We start from the raw sequence: 18,889 nt of genomic DNA on the forward strand, positions 1-18,889 counted from the left end.
AGAAATCTTATTGAATACTCAAGGATTTTTAAATATTATTTCAGAAACTTAGCGAAAAAGCCCGCGGATTTATTCGTGGGATGAATCGCACAAAGTATTGCGACAACATGCAATTTCTCCTACAGTTGATGTAGGGGGTGAACTCGTGCAAGCCATCACAATTAAGATTCGGATCAATCCAACCGATAGCGCCTTATTAAAACAACTGGCATTGGAATACATCCAAGTAGTCAATCGTTTAACGGAAGAAGCCGAACAGAATGGTGCATTTCCAAAAGTCACAACAAAAGATGTAACGTCAAACCTTCCATCTGCTGTGTTGAACCAAGCGATACGGGATGCCAAAAGTGTCTATCGTAAAGGAAAAAAACTTGGTAAACGACCAATTTTGAAGAAACCTGTGTACTATGTGAACAATCAAAACTACACAATTGGAGATTCAACGATTTCATTTCCAATCATCATTGACGGAAAAGTAAAGAAAACATCTTTTCCTGCAACCATCACCGAACGAGACAGGGAACTACTTAACAATGCCAAGTTTGGACTCATGCGTGTGGTTGTGAGATCCAGCAAATGGTACGCACAAGTTTCCTTGGAAGTACCTACAGAACAAGAATCTTTTTCTACAGTGGAAATGGGTGTGGATCTAGGCTTAAAACTATAAATGAGCAAAAATACTTACAAATTTATACAACAAAAAAGTATAGACTGCCTCTAGGCCAGCTTTAATTGTTGCAAAACAGCTTCAATAGGTACTTGATTCTTTGCAGATTCATAAATCCATTGGACGTAGTCCACTTTTACTTGCTTTCGTACCATTATAAGTCCATCTCCAAATTTTGAAGGCTGACCTAAACCGATGGTGCAATATAAATGTGTCAGCGAAAGTAGTATCCAAAGTCGTTCTATTGCACGAATGGAACGAACTTGATATCCATCAAAACCTAGATTTTGTTTAGTTTGCCGAAAGAAAATCTCGATCGGCCAACGGCGACTATAATAATCAAGGATGGTTTGTGTCTCTAAGGATACATCTGTACACAGAAAAGCATGTAATACTTTCGAATTTTGAAACGCATCCAATGGCCAGCAAAGGAGTACCACCGCATTCTCAATGCCATTTAAAGCTCCTTCATATCGATACACCCAATAGGTTGATCCGTTTACGGTCACGAGGCAAACGTCCTGTTTGGTCACATACGATGCGAAGGTACTAAGTGAAACTCGAATCCCTTTGGGATAGAGAATACGGTTTGTTTTGAGTGCACCAATCAGATGGTATCCTCGCTCTGCATAAGTATTCATAAGTTTTGGGCATGTATACCATGAATCGACCAATGCATATCCAGAATAAGGTGGAATCGGCATGGTTTTGGCCAAATCACAAGCGTCATCAATTTTGCTTTGGCTCGATTTATCATAACGGTGAATATCATGAATGAGAGAATGTTCTCCACATTGAACAATCGTAGCCTGAACTTGATGACCCCAAACGGTTTTTCCTTTTAAGTGGGAATGATGGTAGTCTGTTTGTTCGATTGGGTGTTTTGCCTGTGACGAAGGCTTTGTCTTCTCACTAACCGTATCATCATGAATCACAAAAATAGGCTGTTCTGTTTGTTTGGCATGAGACAAAACAAATGAAAGCGATTCTTGTTTTACAAGTCTTTGGATATACGATTCGTCCCAAACACCATCCGAGAGAAAGTGTCCAATGGATGTTCGATGACATGAACTCCATTCCGCTATATCTACCACTTTACCACGATACCCTTTAGCGGTAGCTGCAATAAAAAATTCTTGAATATGCCGCAAGGCAGGCTTTGAAACATATAAGGATAGCCTACGGCTTTTTAAGAAATTGATTATTGCTTCGTGGTTTGGTATGGTAGTATTATGAGACATTTGTGAATCCTCCAGGTATGGTTTTGTGTGGTAACTTAATCTATACCACAGGAGAGGACAAATGTCTCTATTGTTTTTAATTGGTAAAGAAATGGAAGCGAATTTGCTCATTTATAGCTTAAAAGTTCCTGCGGTTGCTGTTACGTCCACAGGTAAAACGAAATTCTTTGGCAATGGCAGACAGACCAAGTATATCCGGCGTAAATATAAATCTCGCAGACGCAAACTTGGCAAACTGAAAAAGCTAAAAGCTATAAAGAAACTCGGCAACAAAGAGCAACGTTGGATGAATGATCAAAACCACAAAATCAGTCGCAAAATCGTCAATCTGGCAAAGCAGGAAGGTGTGTCCGTCATCAAATTGGAACGCCTTGCAAACATTCGCCAGACGGCAAGAACAAGCCGTAAACACGCAAAGAATCTGCATAACTGGTCGTTCTATCAATTGCAGCAGTTTATCACATACAAAGCAAACTTGGCTGGTATTCATGTGGTAGAAGTAGATCCAGCCTATACTTCGCAAACTTGCCCTAAATGCAACAAACGAAACCATGCAAACGATAGAAAGTACCAATGTACCTGCGGATTCTATACGCACCGGGATCGGGTTGGCGCGATCAACATTTTTCGTCAACCTGTGGCAGATGGTAACAGTCTGTCAGCCTAAGATGCTAAACGCACTGTCTTAGGACGGACTGATGACACAGCCCTGAACTTTCGGGAACTACGGCTACGAGAAATCGACTGCCGACTACCACGAAAGAATCCCACTCCGACAGGGGCTTGCGGCTTTAGCCGTGGGAGTGTCAAACTGTATTGCTTTTCAAAGATACATTCCTGTCATTCTTTTTTAATACCAACAAAGCAGCTATGCTGATGAAAACAATAACTGCGCTGGTCCATTGGGCAGCCGTCCAATAGAATAGATACCGAGGACTATCTCCACGGAGGAACTCAAGACCAAACCTCGCGAGTGCATATAGGATATTGTAAAGCAAGAACATCGTGCCAGTAGGCAGCTTTTTTCTTAATAGTGCAAACAGGATTGCAAAAATGACAAAATCGATCTGGCCTTCCCATACTTCCGCAGGCCAGAGCGGTTTTGAGCCGTACGTATCATAAGCAAATGTGCCAGGCGGATATACAAGTCCATAGCCCTTTCCTGTCGGCGAACCAAACGCATCCCCATTGAGCAGACAAGCAATGCGCCCGATTCCTTGCCCCAATATAATGGATGGTGCCAAAAGATCCGCAACTTTCCAGAAAGATAGACCTTTTCTTTTGCAATACCAGAAACCAGTCAGGATTCCGCCTACGATGCCCCCTTGAATCGATAACCCGCCATTCCAAAATGCGATCATTTCCAGCGGGTGTGCCAAATAATAGTTGGGCTCAAAGAAAAACACTTGCCAAATCCGCGCTCCGATGACTGCTCCGATTACAGAGGTATATACCAAAGGTACGATATGCTCTTCATATTGTTTCATCGTATAACGGGCTAATGTGATCCCAACTTGCGTCCCCAGGACGATCGCCAACAAGACCACCAAACCGTATGTGTGTACTGCAAAATTGCCGATATGAAACAAAATAGGTAACAATCCATTCACTCCTTATCTTTTTTGTTTCCAATGGTATCAAATTGATGTGAAGAAAGTATGAAGTCGTGCAATCCATGCATGTCTCCTCATAATATATTAGAAAAAATATCAACTTGCTCAGATTTTAACCTATCAAACCCATATCGCTGGACAAATCGGCTAAATCGTTCTCTCTTTTTCCCATGGAGTTGATACAGTGTGATTACCTTTAAAACAACGGTAATTAGGTCGTGTTCAGGAATATCCTGCAAGAGAAGTTGTCCGACATCTGCTTGTGTAGTTTTTGTTTCCCCGCCGATATATACTTCGAATCTGTCTTTCCGTTTAATAACTCCGATATCTTTAACCAAAGGCTCACCGCACGCATTGGGACAGCCAGTATATCCTACACGTAAAGGGAATGGAACCTTTAAACCAGCGATTGCGTGATTTAGTTTTTTGGCGACATCTAATCCTTCTTCTTCAGCGCCTTTACAAAAATTACAAACTGATACATTTTTGACTACAAATCCAACTTCATATACTTTCAGCCCATATGCCAGCAATTCACTCTTTGCATGTTCCGCTTGCTCATCATCTTTCATTTCAACAATTAGCTGTTGAAAAGTTGTTATCTCAATTTTTGCTTCTTCGCCAACTATTTCCGAAATTTTTGCTAAATCACGTGCAGTCAGCATTGGTCCCCCAACTTGAATTTCAGGACTTACAGCAAATTTCATGGTGCGTTCCTCCTACCATACATAGGTTTTTTCCGATTCTCTCATTTAAAGAAAATTTTTTCTATCAAACTAGAAATCTATGAATAAACAATTCATTTTCAGTACAAACTTTTTATCAAGGGTTTTGATAGTATTTGTATAGGAAAAAGGGGAATCAGCCATGAAATTCAATCAAGTATCGTTTATAAAAAAAACACGCCTATTTGCAATCTTTCTGGGTATAAGCATGATTTTGTTTCAAATATACAATTTGAAAAATACAAAGGCAGTTGCAGAATCCTTTGATGTTTACAAACAGACCTTTCAAACTTCCCAAGCAAACTTAGAGCAAATTCAACTGCATCAATGGTCAATTTTGAATCATGCTTGGATTTCGTCTTCTGAAGTTTCGCAACTGACAAATAAAGTGGCAACCAGTTTATCCCTGCAAAATCCAAAACGATTCTCTGATTTTACAGAATTGCATCGGTCATTCACAATACAGGGTCAGCTCGACCCCGGAACCAACGTACAAATCACCGTCACCAGCATTCATCATTCCGGAATTCCGACAGAGACATATTTAAGTTTAAGTTTGCGAAAAGATACAAACAACTTGAACCAACTGGCAATCCTTAAAAAACGTCTGGAACAAGTTTTGATAGCAAACAAAATACAACCGCAACTTAACGTAAATTTGGTCGGTTCGGTTCCTGGAAAGATCGAAGGAAATGCAGCAAAGGAAAAAATTCAAACGATGTTTCGTTCTGTCGGTGCAAATACGATAGAAGGCCTTTATTCAAATCTAGAAACCAGTATAACTGGATTCACACCTTACATTCATTCGTATTTATATACAAATGAAAAAAAGATGAATGTACAAATTGCGCTCCACTATAACAATTTGCAGAAAAATACTCGTTTGGTTATCGGAACACCAATTATCACTATTGAATATTAAAGTAGGCAATTGCATTAGCTAATTTTAAGAAAAATAGTAGATAAGCTTCACAGACTTATATTACTATACCATCGTATCGTATTTCAATGCGTGCATTGAAAAATTATGAACCAATATTTCCAAGAATTATAGAATTACAAACATGTATTGTGGGATGTCGAAAATGATGCGGTAATCACATAGGGGATCACATCAACAAAATACGGAAAACGTACGTTAAAGAGTTTCGGCTTCAGTTTTTTATAGGTAAAATGGTAAAATCTTTTTGTTGAACAACTTGGTCGCATCCCTATATGACGCTCACGATAACGGCATTTCCGAAAACGATCCGGATTACGACAAATTTATGAATCGGGTCGCCAAACGACGACCTCGACTGGTACAAGCAGATGAAGACACCGCTTATCATCCGTTTGTCGCATAGGAAAAATCGCGGCGTTTATACACAAGCGGGGCCGGGCGGCTCGACTTGACTTCAATACTGCTGCACTTGCTGGGAATTGATACGAGCGCATATCCGATGATGGGAGCGGATGTGACGCTCGCCAGCAATCAATTGGTCTTGTTTCGCGGCCATTCCTTTACGAACGGCAAGTATTTTTTCATTACCAAAGACGGCACATTTGATCATGGCACCGCGTACGATTTGAAAACAGAAAAATCCGTTGACCGCTCACATGTCAAAGATTTGTATCAGGAAGCCAATCGTAAACTCGAGATTTCCGACGACATTTTTTCGGCAATTTAATCCCGTATTTGCGGAAGCAATTAAGTGGCATGGGTGGTTGAACCATACGATGACGTACTTCTCTTACCTGTTGATCAATTGAATTGGCTGTAAAGTAAAAAAAGAAGGCAATTTGGCCTCACCCATTATTGTCTTCATAACTTTCTCATAAGTACTACATCGTCCCTTCACTTTTTCCGGCTAACCTAAAGTCACACAAGGGAGGTGGCAAAAACATGGAAGAATATATTTGCACCACATGTAGCAAGGAGTGGGAAATGTTACCCTCAGGATGCTTGTTTGAAGAAAATTGGATATGGAAAAAGCGAACGGATCATCCGGATCATTGCCCAAATTGTCAAACCGAAATGCTTGAGGAATGGGAATTGTTCGAAATTTAATTCTTAGTCAAAAAAGGATCTGTATTTCCTTTTTTAAACGTCGATGAACAAGTGTCGGCGTTTCTTTATTGTGTGCGATGCAAAAGGAAAACGAACCAATAGTGGAATTGGCTTTTCAATCACAGTCGTTATTTTGCTGTGCGTGAGGATTTCTCCGTTTTTCTTATCTTATTTTCAAGTTAGATTTATATTGCTTTCATGAATCCTAGGTAAGGTAAAGATGAGATTTGAAAATCTAGGTGGGCATTATGAAAATTAAACCTGTACTCGTTGTCATGTCTCTAACTGCAGCTTTTGCATTGACTGCATGCGGAACATCAAGTACCAGTTCGACATTGCCGAGCAGTTCCAAAACTACTGCAACTTCAGGGTAAAACGTTTTGTTTTGAAAAAAATAGTCCATTTTACCTATTTTCATAAATACGATACCTATGTATAGTATATAGAAAAGGAGGTGTTGAAAAATGGGATGCTGTGGAGGCGGACATCACGGAGGAAACCATGGTCGAAGTGAGAGTGGACATGGTTATGGAACGCGTCATCAGGAGACAAATGCATATCAAACGGAACGCGTACACGGAAATCAGTCTGGTTCTGGACAAATGGCGGAACATGGGAATGGCAAGCGCAAAAGCAACATCTGGTCTCTGTTTTCCTTTGCCAAACCATCCAATCATCACTAGCGAACGTTTGAAAAACCAAATCGTTCCTTGTACAAGTAAGGGAGGTGGAACAAAATGAGTTGCTGCGGTGGAAAACATGCACATGATTCCCATCACAATCATCAACACGCACATGAACACAACCATGACTGCTGCCAAAACGAACACAAAACCGAACATGGCCGCGCGCATGACCGACAAGAGCAAACGAAAACGACTGAGAAAGCCGAGAAACCCGAATAAGCGCATTCCATCTCGAAGTTCCGATGGGCACCAACCGGTTGGCCGCGCGTTTGCCGACCGGTTGGTGCCCATCATCCAATTGGGGGTGAAACGATGGCAAATGTTGCGGAAATCACATTGCCTGTGGAAGGAATGACTTGTGCTTCGTGCGCGTCCCGGATCGAAAAGAACGTGGCAAAACTTCCGGGCGTAAAAGAAGTGAATGTAAACCTGGCTTCCGAACGGGCAAGGGTTGTGCTCGATCCGCAGACTTCCTGGAAAGACGTCGTGGAACGGATCGAGAAAACCGGTTACAGCGTCCCGGGTCGGGAGGCTGAATGTAACGTGATTGGCATGACTTGCGCTACCTGTGCCGCCAGAATTGAAAAGGCCGTCGGAAAACTGGATGCCGTCAAATCAGTACATGTGAATCTTGCATCCGAAAAAGCTCGCATTTCCTTTATTCCGGGCATTATCCAAGAATCGGATCTCATCAAGGCGATCGAAAATGCCGGGTATGGCGCAAAGCTGGCCTCCCCGTCGGCGGCGGAGGAAGAAAAATTGCGGAAACAAAGGGAGTATAAACGGGATATACGAATTTTGTGGTTTTCCATTATTCTGAACTTGCCGCTTGTGATTCAATTGCTTTACCAAATGGCAGGCGGTGCATTGATACTTCCTGTCTGGGCGAGTTTTCTCCTCGCCACGCCCATTCAGTTGTATGTGGGCGGGCGGTTTTATAAAGGCGCATATCATGCGGTTCGCGGCGGATCAGCAAATATGGACGTATTGGTGGCGTTGGGAACGTCTGTCGCTTTCCTCTACAGCGTCTATTTATGGTTGACGGGAAGCGTGGATACGTATTTTGATACATCTGCAACGATCGTAACGCTGATTTTCATGGGAAAGCTGTTGGAAACCCGAGCCAAGGCAAAATCCAGTTCTGCCATTGAAGCACTGGTCAAGCTTAGAGCGAAAGTGGCGCACGTGCTGCGGGATGGGGTGGAAACGGATCTTCCGGTCGAAGATTTGCTGGTGGGGGATATAGTCCGGGTACGCCCCGGCGAAAAAGTTCCCACCGATGGTGTCATCATCGAAGGCAGCACAGCCGTGGATGAATCGTTCCTGACAGGTGAGTCGATGCCAGTAACGAAAGAATCGGGGGATCCGGTAGTTGGAGCGTCGGTGAACCAGACAAGAGCATTTGCGATGGAAGTGACCAAAGTCGGATCCGAAACGGCGCTTGCCCAAATTATCCGTCTGGTCGACCAGGCGCAAGGATCGAAAGCGCCTGTGCAGCGCCTTGCCGATCAGATTTCCGGAATCTTCGTACCGATTGTGCTTTTGATCGCATTGGTGACTTTCATTGCATGGGGGATCTTCGGAGGCTGGTCGACGGCAATCATTGCAGCCGTAGCGGTGCTCGTCATCGCTTGTCCCTGCGCGCTTGGTCTTGCGACACCGACAGCGATCATGGTCGGCACAGGTTTAGGAGCAGAGTCAGGGATTTTGATCAAAGGCGGTGAACACCTTGAGCGTGCACATAAGGTACATGCGGTCATCTTTGACAAAACGGGTACGATTACAGCCGGAAAACCACAAGTGACTGATGTCTGGACGGTCGATGGCGTATCGGAACAAGTGTTGTTGAAGCTGGCGGCGGCGCTCGAAGAACAAAGTGAGCACCCGCTAGGTGCTGCGGTTGTCAAGCAAGTGAAAGAGCAAGGGATGGTATATGAGACGGCCACTGATATACAGGCGCTTCCGGGCAAAGGGATCGAAGGATTGGCGGGAGGTCGGATGATCCGTATTGGGAATCGCCGCTGGCTGTCCGAGACAGGCATTCAAACGTTCCCGGACGAGGTTCTGTCCGAATTTGAAAGCGCCGGGAAGACGGCTGTGATGGTCGCTTCCGATCGACAATTGCTTGGCATAATCGCGATCGCTGACAGGGTTAAAGCGGATTCCCAAAACACGGTCAGACAACTGAAAGAAATGGGAATCGAAGTGTGGATGATCACTGGCGACAACGAACGAACGGCAAAAGCGGTTGCCCGCCAAGTCGGGATTGACAATGTGATCGCAGGCGTGCTTCCCGGCAATAAGGCGGAAAAAGTCGAAGAACTCAGAAAGCAGGGCAAAACGGTAGCAATGGTCGGCGATGGCATCAACGACGCGCCGGCGCTTGCAGCGGCTGATGTCGGCATTGCCATGGGAACAGGTGCAGACGTGGCGCTGGAAGCGGCAGATATTGCCTTGATGCACGGTCATACACAAGGAGTAGTCGACGCAATCCGCCTGTCCAAAGCGACGATGCGGAAAATCCGACAAAATCTTTTCTGGGCGTTTATTTACAACGTTCTCGGGGTTCCGCTTGCAGCCGCGGCCATTTTGAATCCAATTATTGCAGGTGCGGCTATGGCACTAAGTTCGGTTAGCGTAGTTTCCAATACGCTTCTGTTAAAACGTATACGGCTTGGCGGGAAAACTGGGGCAGCCAACCTTTAGGAACCACGTGGGAGATTGTCTGTTTAAAATGTAATTTTGAAAGTATGAACGTTTAAAGACGGCACAAAAAAGTCGGTTATCCTTGAATTTTGGAGAACTGACTTTTTTTAATGATTGAATGAACTTGGCAACTTAGAGTACTTGGATCTACAAGGAATTACTTGGGGAAAAGTGCATAAGAATTCTAGAGCCTGATATCACATTAAAACCATGCGTTTTTTGAGGAAATCATTTATGTAAATACATGCATAATTTCACTACTCAAGGAAATCTTAAAACTGTTATTCCTGAAAAATTATGGAATGACCTAGAGCAAAAATTAATTCATTCATATAGGCTTATACCTTCAAAAATGTCAAGAAGGTTATTTGGGGAGGTGGTCGATCATAATAGTTCAATCATTGGGTTGGGACATGGATTACATTCAAGACCAAATCAAGCGGATTAAAGTATGCTTGGGAAACCCTCCGGATTTGGAAGTCAGGGAAATTGTTCTATACGTAGGACAGGAGCAAACGAGAAAAGGGAGCGTTCTATATTGTTCAAGTCTTGTTAATGAGGAACGGATCGCGAATGAAGTGATTCGGCCCTTAACTCAATTAGCATCATTCTGGTATGATGCTTCCCAACCGTTTCCTGGGTTTCAGAATATTATAACGTCTGCACAGGTTGAAGAAACAAATAATTTCGTTGAACAAATAGTTTCTTCCATTCTTCAAGGGTATGTTTTGTTGTATATTGAGCAAACCGCAAGCTGGCGCATTCAGTTAAAAAAAGGAGAAAAAAGATCCATAACAGAACCAGAAAATGAAAAAGCGGTACGAGGACCAAAAGACTGTTTTACTGAGAATTTGTCTACAAATATGACCCTAGTTCGTCAGCGGCTGCAATACCAAAATTTACGTATTGAAGAACCTCAATTGGGCACCAAATTACCCACCAAAGTCGTTATGTTTTATGTGAAAGATTCGGTGAAAGAAGGTGTGTTGAAGGAGGTTCGTCAAAGACTGCAGGGGATCCATATTGAAGCCCTGATTGATGCCTCTTATATTGAGGAAATCATTAGTGATTTTCGATGGTCTCCTTTTCCGACCATTGAATATACCGAACGTCCTGACAAGATGGCCGCAAGCATTATAGAAGGGCGAATCGCAATCATGGTAGATGGTTCTCCCACCTGTCTATTGGCACCTACTATATTTGCCCATTTTTTAATGGCGACTGAAGATCAATATATACTGCCTTATGCAGCTACCGCTATTCGTTGGCTCCGCTTTCTCGCTCTATTTCTTGCGTTTTCCTTACCGTCAATTTTTATTGCATTGACGACAATTCACCATGGGATGATTCCACCGTTTTTAGGAGTAACATTGGCTAAAGCAAGAACGGGTATGCCCTTTCCGATTGCGCTGGAAATTTTGTTGATGGAAAGTTTAATGGAAATCGTTAGAGAGGCGGGATTGCGAATGCCAGGACCTCTCGGCCAGTCTGTAACGATTGTCGGTACGTTGGTCATTGGCGAAGCTGCTGTATCTGCCGGGTTGATTTCGGCTCCTGTGGTGGTTGTTGTTGCCCTGACAACGTTGGCTTCTTTTGCTATTCCTGCCTATTATATGGGATTATCGATACGTCTGATGCGGTTCCCCATGATGGCATTTTCCACCGTACTCGGTTTGGTAGGAGTAACTTGGTATTTAATGGTTATTTTGATCCATTTGGTAGGTATCCGCTCGTTTGGGATCCCCTATTTAACTCCATTGGGACCGTGGCAGGGAAAGAATGTGAAGGACACCATTTTACGATTTCCCCGCTGGCGAATGGATGGCGCTTCTTCCTATGGCCGTAAAAAGTTAAAGAAAAGGGAAGGATGACAGAATGCGAACCTTTGACCAAATCTCTCCGGCTCAATTAACTTCTCTGTTAATGATGACCATTTTCCCAACAATCATTTTGATGGTTCCCAGTGATCTTCTACGGGTAAATGGCAAGGATGCCGGATGGGTAGTCATTATAGCAACACTCTGGGGAGTGGGCATTGGTTGGTTCTCCATTGCCGTCTATAAAAAGTTCCCCTCACAACGGATCACTCAAATTTTTGTTACAGTATTCGGGCGGTGGATTGGTGAACTGTTTTGTTTGGTTTATCTAGGCGCATTGATGGTAATCCTAGTTGCAGTTTTTAGGGAATTTGGAGAAATGGCGGAATGGGCGTTCGCTTTCGGGGATATTCCTATTGAGCTTCTCATGGTGATGGGAGGGATTCTTTCGTTTTACCTTAGTGCTTCTGGATTGGAAGTCATTGCCCGGACAAGTCAAATCTTACTTCCGGGATCCATCGGTATCATCGCTATCATTCTGATTTCAGCCACACCCTGGATGAACTGGAGTTTTCTTTGGCCTCCTTTCCCCGAAATTAGAAAAGAAATTTTAATCTCGGCCATTACTCCTTCTGCGTTTTTTACGGAAGGATTAATAATAGGGATTTTTTTGCCTCATATTCAGTTACAGGATCGAATTTTTCGTGCGATAATACTTGGCATGCTCTTCAATGGAATCATCTTATTTCTTATTACGGTAGGTCTTCTTGCCTTTTTTGGGGGAAGTCGAGGAGGCAACATTATTTTTCCGCTTCTGCATCTTAGTAAAGAGATCCGGTACAGCACTTATCTTAGTCATTTACAAGTTCTTATGGTACCCTTCTTGGTCTCCGTAATTACCATCAAGTTGTCTGTTTTTTTGCATGCGGCTTCCCTGGGGTGTCAGGATATGTTTCGGCTCAAGGGTTATCGCTTTATCGCACTTGGTTTAACAGTGTTCAGTATAGTTGTTGCTTCTGTATTATTCGATAATCCTATCGATTTAAGAAAGTTTATTATTCGTTATTTCGGTCATTTAGCCGCTCCCATATTATTGATCCTTACGTTGTGTGCATATTTTTTTGCCATGCAGTTTTATAAAAGGAGGGCAAAGACCTGATCTCAGCATGAATAAATCTGGATATTATTTCGTAAAGTTGTCAGTATTTCTATTTTTTGTATCGATTTGTCTTTCTGGATGTTGGCATATTATTCAACCTGAAGATCTTGCGACTATTTCACTTTTAGGGTTCGACAAACAAAAGGACAATTATGTGATTACCGCTCAAATACTCAATCCAGGCGGTATTCCATCAGGAGCCGCAAAAGGAAGCACCGCAGAGAAACCGGTCCGTATCTTGGTCGCCCGCGGAAAAACCATACCAGAAGCTCTTCACCAAGCCAATCGTTATAATCCCGGACACTATTTCGTGGGACATCTTGGCGCTATTGTGATCGGTGAAGATATTGTCCGCGGCGGAATGGAGAATTTGATTGATGCGCTGACTCGCAGTACAGAATTTATGGAAACGGCAGATATTTATATTGCACGTGGTCTGACAGCGGAACAATTGCTAAAAAAAACAGCCAATCTAACCCCTTATCCTGCCGAAGCACTGCGAAAGACGGCAGTCTACAGTTCATTGCATACTTGGATCAGACCCATCCGATTGAATCAGGTGCTGCAAACCATTTCCTTTAATTCCGGAACGCTTGTGATACCTGGAATACAGACAGGAGATTCAGAAAATCCATCTTCCCAGAAAGGGGATGCTTTTCGCTTAAAGGGAATGGCTGTTCTATCTGATTGGAAGTTAAAAGGCTGGATGGATGGAAAAGCCGCATTGGGATATATGTGGATCATGGAACAAATCCGGCATCATGGGTTCAGTGTTTCTTACCATGGAGGAATGATCGGTGTGGAGTCACTGCCAAACCGTACTCAAATTAAAGTCCATGTCCAAGGCAAACAGATAAAAGAAATCGTGATTCAAATAAAAGACATCTTTCGCATCAGTGAATTAAAGAATCTTAAACTTGATCCGCGTCAGGGATATGAGGAAACGAAAGTAGAAATGACAGAAACCGTGAACAAGGAAGTTAAAAAAATGGCCAAAGCCTCTGTTAGCAAGGCTCAATTATTTAAAGCTGATGTGTTTACATTGGGGGAACGAGTAAGAATGGAATATCCAACGTTATGGAAGCAGTTATCCGGCAAATGGGATGAAAAAGTTTTCCCCGATATTCCAATTCGGGTTGAGGTTGATACAACCATACGAGACACAGGCGAAACGTATCAAACTTTGCAGTAAAAAAGATATCTCGATAAACGTTCCTTTCGGAAGTCCTATGAATTCTACGACGGTAGCAATTACAAGATCGATGAGACATTCGACCTTGGACTTTAGCAGAATCCAAGCAATTTATAGTCTTAAATAACTATATAAATAGTCAATATGATTCATTTCTAAAATAAGAATTTTTATTAAAATTGAATCAATGGATCAAAGAAAAATTGTGAATCAATCATGTAACAAAATAATGAATAATATTCGAACGGCTTGTTAGGTCATATTACCAGCCAGCTGTCCTATTTGAACTCAAACAGCTCGTTTAGTCAAGGAACAAGCGGGCCGTTTGAGTGTTAAATTATAGAACATGTTTCAATGATTCTTTATCATTAGGCTATTTCCATACTCCTTTGGAAAACATTTCGCGAGCTGTATTCACTTTATCTGCCACACGATGATGTGGGAATCGTAATACATCCGATTCCACTTCATAAACATATCCATGTATGGGGATATCCTTCCGGATCAATGGGTGATTTCGTAGCATTTCTACTTGTGCTAAGCACGCATTATCCGCATCATCGAACATTCGAATCCATTTAACAAAGAACGAATGAATATCTCCCTTTAATTCAAGTTCGTGCATCGATGGATCCAATAGTATTGAGTCAAGATCAATCTTTGATCCCAGATGAAATTCTAAATTCTTCAGAATGATATCGGCACCACTATGGAAAAAATGGCTCATCATTCCACATTCTGTATGAGTTACTACGATTATTTCATGTGAACCGAAAAAGTTACAGGATAAAGCGGCAGATCGAATTACATCATCTGTCACGACACCACCTGCATTTCGATAAATGTGAGCATCACCAGTTTGTAATCCTAAAGTCTGTTCAATCGGAACACGTTCGTCCATACATGTAAGTACGAATAAACGGCGATTGTTAGGTAATTCTTTTTGCCTTCGCAGGGCCCATTCTTCTCGTTGTAACACCGTTTTATTTACTTCTTGATATGTGTAGATAGAGTTCAAATCTTTTTCATTTTTTGGTCTTTCAAGATTTAACATGTCTTGATAATCGTTTGATTTTTCATATTGATTTGGATATACAGGCAGATGAATATGATTTAAATACACCAGATAGGGATATTCCCAATACGGGTACAATGTTTTCACCTTCTTGAAAACCTTGATTTAGAATTAAGTTGCCCACTGTTGCTTCTAGGCTATGAATGTATCTTCAATTTTGCTACTGAAAACCAAAATCATATTTCTTAGCGTATAGGGAGAAAGAATACGAATTGCATTATTAGTTTTTTCTCTTAATTTTGAAGGTATGTCCAAATAAACGGGGGTAATTCGATATTCTGGTTTTTTTTCTCGTTGGCAGTCAACCATGGGGATAACCACTCTCGTACAGAGTAGCTAATTCTTCCCGATACGTATCAGGTAGAAACATAAAATGGGGCAGATTCCCAATAGTCTCGTACTAATCCCACCAATTGTGGATCAAATTGTGTGGCGCTTCTTTCTATTATATACTTCTTTATGTCCTGTAACGACCAACTTTTTTTATAGGGTCGTTCGCTTTGCAAAGCATCAATAACATCTGCAAGTGCCGTAATACGGGCTGCGATTGGTATATTTTCACCTGCCAACCCATCCGGGTATCCTTTGCCGTTCCACCACTCATGATGGCTTCTGGCTGCCTCGGAAGCAAGTTTAAACATTTTTGTTCGATATGAAAAGAGCGGGGAAATCTGTTTATAGACCCAGTCAATGAGTTCACTACCGGTTGGGGCATGTTCTCGCATATGAGCATGTTCGCCTGGAGTAAGTTTGTCAGGCTTAAATAAAATCTGTTTTGCAACCTGAATTTTACCTATATCATGCAGAGTACTTGCCAATGCCAGATCTTCGATTTGTTCCGCCTCGATCAAATTGGCTTTTGCCGCCAATTGAGCAATCCATCTGGAGTTTTGATACACGTTTTCAATATGTTTTTCAATGACGGGATCTCCCCATTCTGCAATTTTGGTCATAAGCATGACTAATCTAGATTCCAACGTTTTGGAGGCATCAATGTTTAAGGAAAATAGTACGTCCAGCGATTCGATGGGGGTACTTGTTGCAATATAAATGGATCTCCCAGTTGTTTGATTCCTGTAACTGAAAATACTTAAACAAATCGGAACGGGAGTTTTCGTACGCTTGTTAAAGTCAATCACCACACTTTGCCATGGTATAAAATTTTCTATAGATTCCAATAATCCACAATATATAGACGGATTTGTATATTCGGTCTTAAGCAATCGAGTATTTTGACCAATAATGTTTTCTCTCGAAATCCCTATGAGTTCTTCCCAAGCATGGTTTACTTCGAGAACATCTCTGTTTTCATCCGCAATTAGAACTGCCGTTTTGGACTGTAAAAGTGGTTCTATTAAAAGTTCTAAACTCTCTTGCAATATGCTCATTAGAGTTCCTCATTTCGACATAGATGATCTGTACTCGAATTTTAAAAGTTAAAAATAGTTTTGCCGTACAAAAACAGTACCCAAACTATCAATTGCGAAACTTTCCGCAAGTGATCCCAAGTACCCACATGAAGGTCATGCTACATTACGTTCATTATCTTATTACTTTCAACTTTATTTTAGATGATTTTCCATTCTTTGTGAAGAAATTTTCACGTTGTTCATCACATAATTATCGCGAGGTCGTTTAAAGAATGGACAATTACGAATGGTATTTCGTATCCTTGCGGAGGTAATAGATGCACCTGAGTACTTGTCATCCGTAAAAAAACGGTGGTCAGAAATCGAACGAAAACGGCTCGAACAAACGCGTGAAGACTGGATTATAGAAATTTTGTACGATTTAAAAACATGAGTATCGTCCATCGCTATAAAATAAGGATGTTTTGTACTTGCCTATGATTCCATTGCCGGTGTTTCGAATACTAGGTGATATGTTTACTCATATCCAAAAAACCTCCTCCATAAATCCGATCACGGAAGAAGTTTTGGTCCATTCTATAAAAACACGTTTGTCAGTCGGTTTGTTATTGACTTTTCTGTGGAAGGAATGAGACTACGCAATTACTTGCTGTTTGGTACTTGCGGTGTTTGCGGCGTCCAATTCCCCATCATGCCGCCTGAACCGTTCTGCCCATAATTCCCGCCCATCATTTGGCCGTTGGAGCCGTTCATCATGGATTGCATCGCAGCATACATAGCTTTGAATTGTTGATCGGTAATGTTCGGATGCATTTGTTTCATATACGGCAACATTTGTTCAAATGACGGAAACGCATTCGTTGCTCCCGGACCGGTTGGAGCATTTTGTGTAACGGGCTCTGGACTGAACTGCTGCATCGCATTGTTCTGAATAGAATCGTTCGATGGGGGTGTTTCTGCATATGCTGCTGTTCCAAGTCCCGTAATCAATCCTGCCGCAACCAAGCCAATCATTAATTTTTTCATACATGTAACGCCTCCTTATTTGTTTGTCTTTAGGATAGCTGGAAAAAATGAAGAAATAGTGTGGAGATTATGAGGAAGTTATGAAGGCAGGAGCGCCTGCCATTTAAACAACCTTTGCGATTTTTTCCAATACGGTCATGTTTTGTCCAAACTTGCACATGGCATCACAATCACAGCGCAAATCAGAAAATAAAATGTAAAAGATTTTTATGGAGTTATTTTGTTGAAAAGAAGGGCGCAATAACTGTGCCTTTATTTCCTTTTCCCGTTTATCTGGAGCCACTAAATATAGATGGTATACGTCATGTTCAAGAGAAAGGCTTAAATCATGAAGCCGCAAAATTCCAGAATAAATAGATGTGCTTTTTTCTACTTCGAAAGCGCTGATGATTCGATTGGAAGAATCCAGCCAAAGTACATCAATCAAAGAAATCGTATCATGGGCAGGTTTTGGAATGTTTGGCAAACGCAAAGACGGCAAAGAAAACTCGCCTAATTTTTTTCCGGCCCATTCTCTCTTATGGTCATTTTGGGCGATCCACACGTTATATCCAAGAGATTCGCCAAGCCTTGCCAAGTGGTACTGCATTTCACTATGCGCCTGTTGTTCAAGAAGATCTTCTTCAATTTCCAAATGTCGTTTCTTATGATTCTTTTTCTGTTTTTCTTGTTTTTCCTGCTCCAATTGAATGACTTTATTTGCATTTGACGGGATAACATATCTTTGCATGCCGATTTCAAAGAGAAGTCCGGCAAGCGCTCCTAAATCTTTGGAAAATTGCGCTCGATTTTGTTCATTAAAGTCTAATATGCCTTCACGCATGTCAAGATAAGCTTTCCATGAACCCAATTTGATCTTTTGCTGAAAGAACGTATGAAAGCCATTCGCAATCGTCGTATTGAATGGAGGAAAGAGTGTGGGATGCAAAAAATATAAAATATTAGCCACAGCCGGTCCCAGGCCTTTGATTTTGCATTGGTCCAATTTCAATACTTCTTCTAGCAATTGTTTCTCATTTGTCGTACTAGAACATGCTTTCAGAAATCGTCCAAAAGCCAGTTGATTTTCATCATTTTCGTAGATATCGGGGATACGAAGTTTGGGTTTCCAGAAGAAAGCATGTGCGGCTCCTTCAAAGATTTGTTTTTGTTCAGAAATAGCTGTAATCACAATTTCCAAACTGGAACCTTTAAAATCATTTCCAAATTGCCGGGATTCGATATCAGAAATTACTTGTACCAAACCGTTCTTGATGGTACGAAACGCTTTTAATCGATCAGGGTTGTTTAAAAACCAAGTGTTGTAAACAGATTCCGGATCATTCCGGTAATCCATGATCAGTTTCATGCAGTCTGTTGTATCCATAGTTAACACCCTCATATGTATGGTTCATATTCTATGTAATGATTATAATCGATATTTTGAAAATTTTACTATGAAGCTACTCTTATTTTCATTTAAGGTTTGCTTCATATTCTTTTTATCATTTCGTAGAATTTAATGATAAGTCGTATTTTCGCAGGAAGGAATCATTTCTTCGATTCCTTCTTTTTTATGCCGG

At 41.7% G+C, this 18,889-nt stretch carries 19 protein-coding genes and 1 pseudogene; 13 read left to right on the top strand and 7 right to left on the bottom strand.

Annotated features, from left to right (window positions below; genetic code table 11):
- Positions 1 to 145 precede the first annotated feature (145 nt).
- Positions 146 to 667 (top strand): hypothetical protein, encoded by a 522-nt coding sequence (locus LSG31_RS08935; protein ID WP_347438947.1) that lies wholly within the window; start codon positions 146 to 148, stop codon positions 665 to 667.
- Between the two features lie 50 nt (positions 668 to 717).
- Here the strand turns inward: LSG31_RS08935 and LSG31_RS08940 are convergent, their stop codons facing one another.
- Complete coding sequence (locus tag LSG31_RS08940) at positions 718 to 1,908, bottom strand: IS701 family transposase (RefSeq protein ID WP_347435415.1); 1,191 nt, start codon at positions 1,906 to 1,908, stop codon at positions 718 to 720.
- A gap of 118 nt (positions 1,909 to 2,026) precedes the next feature.
- Here LSG31_RS08940 and LSG31_RS08945 point away from each other — a divergent pair.
- Positions 2,027 to 2,575, top strand: a pseudogene (locus LSG31_RS08945) (RNA-guided endonuclease TnpB family protein); the annotation flags it as partial.
- 139 nt (positions 2,576 to 2,714) lie between these two features.
- Here the strand turns inward: LSG31_RS08945 and lgt are convergent.
- Together lgt and LSG31_RS08955 are read right to left on the bottom strand one after the other, a co-directional pair.
- Complete coding sequence (lgt, locus tag LSG31_RS08950) at positions 2,715 to 3,509, bottom strand: prolipoprotein diacylglyceryl transferase (RefSeq protein ID WP_347438948.1); 795 nt, start codon at positions 3,507 to 3,509, stop codon at positions 2,715 to 2,717.
- An 86-nt stretch (positions 3,510 to 3,595) separates the two neighbouring features.
- The gene (locus LSG31_RS08955) at positions 3,596 to 4,228 is read right to left on the bottom strand and encodes an NAD(P)/FAD-dependent oxidoreductase (protein WP_347438949.1); all 633 of its coding nucleotides are present in this window, start codon (positions 4,226 to 4,228) and stop codon (positions 3,596 to 3,598) included.
- A 160-nt stretch (positions 4,229 to 4,388) separates the two neighbouring features.
- Between LSG31_RS08955 and LSG31_RS08960 the strand changes: the two genes are divergently transcribed.
- The 11 genes from LSG31_RS08960 (at position 4,389) to LSG31_RS09010 (ending at position 13,856) form a co-directional block, all read left to right on the top strand.
- The gene (locus tag LSG31_RS08960) at positions 4,389 to 5,168 is read left to right on the top strand and encodes a YwmB family TATA-box binding protein (RefSeq protein ID WP_347437738.1); all 780 of its coding nucleotides are present in this window, start codon (positions 4,389 to 4,391) and stop codon (positions 5,166 to 5,168) included.
- 265 nt (positions 5,169 to 5,433) lie between these two features.
- The gene (locus LSG31_RS08965) at positions 5,434 to 5,592 is read left to right on the top strand and encodes a hypothetical protein (RefSeq protein ID WP_347437737.1); all 159 of its coding nucleotides are present in this window, start codon (positions 5,434 to 5,436) and stop codon (positions 5,590 to 5,592) included.
- Positions 5,593 to 5,637: 45 nt separating this feature from the next.
- On the top strand, positions 5,638 to 5,916 hold the full coding sequence (locus tag LSG31_RS08970; RefSeq protein WP_347437736.1) for a hypothetical protein: 279 nt from the start codon (positions 5,638 to 5,640) through the stop codon (positions 5,914 to 5,916).
- Positions 5,917 to 6,131: 215 nt separating this feature from the next.
- On the top strand, positions 6,132 to 6,296 hold the full coding sequence (locus LSG31_RS08975) for a hypothetical protein (RefSeq protein WP_347437735.1): 165 nt from the start codon (positions 6,132 to 6,134) through the stop codon (positions 6,294 to 6,296).
- Between the two features lie 248 nt (positions 6,297 to 6,544).
- A complete protein-coding gene (locus tag LSG31_RS08980; RefSeq protein ID WP_347438950.1) occupies positions 6,545 to 6,670 on the top strand; it encodes a hypothetical protein in 126 nt (41 codons plus the stop codon).
- A gap of 90 nt (positions 6,671 to 6,760) precedes the next feature.
- Positions 6,761 to 6,979, top strand: coding sequence for a hypothetical protein (locus LSG31_RS08985; RefSeq protein WP_347438951.1), 219 nt, complete (start codon positions 6,761 to 6,763; stop codon positions 6,977 to 6,979).
- Positions 6,980 to 7,061: 82 nt separating this feature from the next.
- Entirely contained in the window at positions 7,062 to 7,337 is a 276-nt protein-coding gene (locus LSG31_RS08990; RefSeq protein ID WP_347438952.1) for a hypothetical protein, read from the top strand.
- Entirely contained in the window at positions 7,295 to 9,688 is a 2,394-nt protein-coding gene (locus tag LSG31_RS08995) for a heavy metal translocating P-type ATPase (RefSeq protein WP_347438953.1), read from the top strand. Before LSG31_RS08990 ends, LSG31_RS08995 begins: the two co-directional genes overlap by 43 nt.
- A 413-nt stretch (positions 9,689 to 10,101) precedes the next feature.
- A complete protein-coding gene (locus tag LSG31_RS09000) occupies positions 10,102 to 11,559 on the top strand; it encodes a spore germination protein (RefSeq protein ID WP_347438954.1) in 1,458 nt (485 codons plus the stop codon).
- A 4-nt stretch (positions 11,560 to 11,563) separates the two neighbouring features.
- Positions 11,564 to 12,664, top strand: a complete 1,101-nt coding sequence (locus LSG31_RS09005; protein ID WP_347438955.1) for a GerAB/ArcD/ProY family transporter — start codon at positions 11,564 to 11,566, stop codon at positions 12,662 to 12,664.
- A gap of 7 nt (positions 12,665 to 12,671) precedes the next feature.
- Entirely contained in the window at positions 12,672 to 13,856 is a 1,185-nt protein-coding gene (locus LSG31_RS09010) for a Ger(x)C family spore germination protein (protein WP_347438956.1), read from the top strand.
- Positions 13,857 to 14,229: 373 nt separating this feature from the next.
- Here LSG31_RS09010 and LSG31_RS09015 read toward each other — a convergent pair whose 3' ends face one another.
- The 4 genes from LSG31_RS09015 to LSG31_RS09030 form a co-directional block, all read right to left on the bottom strand.
- Complete coding sequence (locus LSG31_RS09015) at positions 14,230 to 15,018, bottom strand: beta-class carbonic anhydrase (RefSeq protein ID WP_347438957.1); 789 nt, start codon at positions 15,016 to 15,018, stop codon at positions 14,230 to 14,232.
- A 269-nt stretch (positions 15,019 to 15,287) separates the two neighbouring features.
- Complete coding sequence (locus tag LSG31_RS09020; RefSeq protein ID WP_347438958.1) at positions 15,288 to 16,319, bottom strand: HD domain-containing phosphohydrolase; 1,032 nt, start codon at positions 16,317 to 16,319, stop codon at positions 15,288 to 15,290.
- 624 nt (positions 16,320 to 16,943) lie between these two features.
- Complete coding sequence (locus tag LSG31_RS09025; RefSeq protein WP_347438959.1) at positions 16,944 to 17,327, bottom strand: hypothetical protein; 384 nt, start codon at positions 17,325 to 17,327, stop codon at positions 16,944 to 16,946.
- 103 nt (positions 17,328 to 17,430) lie between these two features.
- Entirely contained in the window at positions 17,431 to 18,693 is a 1,263-nt protein-coding gene (locus LSG31_RS09030; protein WP_347438960.1) for a hypothetical protein, read from the bottom strand.
- Positions 18,694 to 18,889 lie beyond the last annotated feature (196 nt).

This window comes from Fodinisporobacter ferrooxydans (genome assembly GCF_022818495.1).
Taxonomy (GTDB): Bacteria; Bacillota; Bacilli; order Tumebacillales; family MYW30-H2; genus Fodinisporobacter; species Fodinisporobacter ferrooxydans.

Excerpts from the sequence above, each read along its gene's own strand:
- LSG31_RS08955 (WP_347438949.1), bottom strand. The coding sequence starts at position 4,228 with ATGAAATTTGCTGTAAGTCCTGAAATTCAAGTTGGGGGACCAATGCTG.
- LSG31_RS09025 (WP_347438959.1), bottom strand. The coding sequence starts at position 17,327 with ATGAAAAAATTAATGATTGGCTTGGTTGCGGCAGGATTGATTACGGGA.
- LSG31_RS08980 (WP_347438950.1), top strand. The coding sequence starts at position 6,545 with ATGAAAATTAAACCTGTACTCGTTGTCATGTCTCTAACTGCAGCTTTT.
- LSG31_RS09020 (WP_347438958.1), bottom strand. The coding sequence starts at position 16,319 with ATGAGCATATTGCAAGAGAGTTTAGAACTTTTAATAGAACCACTTTTA.
- LSG31_RS08940 (WP_347435415.1), bottom strand. The coding sequence starts at position 1,908 with ATGTCTCATAATACTACCATACCAAACCACGAAGCAATAATCAATTTC.
- LSG31_RS09010 (WP_347438956.1), top strand. The coding sequence starts at position 12,672 with ATGAATAAATCTGGATATTATTTCGTAAAGTTGTCAGTATTTCTATTT.
- LSG31_RS08990 (WP_347438952.1), top strand. The coding sequence starts at position 7,062 with ATGATTCCCATCACAATCATCAACACGCACATGAACACAACCATGACT.
- LSG31_RS08960 (WP_347437738.1), top strand. The coding sequence starts at position 4,389 with ATGAAATTCAATCAAGTATCGTTTATAAAAAAAACACGCCTATTTGCA.
- LSG31_RS09000 (WP_347438954.1), top strand. The coding sequence starts at position 10,102 with ATGGATTACATTCAAGACCAAATCAAGCGGATTAAAGTATGCTTGGGA.
- LSG31_RS09030 (WP_347438960.1), bottom strand. The coding sequence starts at position 18,693 with ATGGATACAACAGACTGCATGAAACTGATCATGGATTACCGGAATGAT.
- LSG31_RS08975 (WP_347437735.1), top strand. The coding sequence starts at position 6,132 with ATGGAAGAATATATTTGCACCACATGTAGCAAGGAGTGGGAAATGTTA.
- LSG31_RS08985 (WP_347438951.1), top strand. The coding sequence starts at position 6,761 with ATGGGATGCTGTGGAGGCGGACATCACGGAGGAAACCATGGTCGAAGT.
- LSG31_RS08995 (WP_347438953.1), top strand. The coding sequence starts at position 7,295 with ATGGCAAATGTTGCGGAAATCACATTGCCTGTGGAAGGAATGACTTGT.
- LSG31_RS09005 (WP_347438955.1), top strand. The coding sequence starts at position 11,564 with ATGCGAACCTTTGACCAAATCTCTCCGGCTCAATTAACTTCTCTGTTA.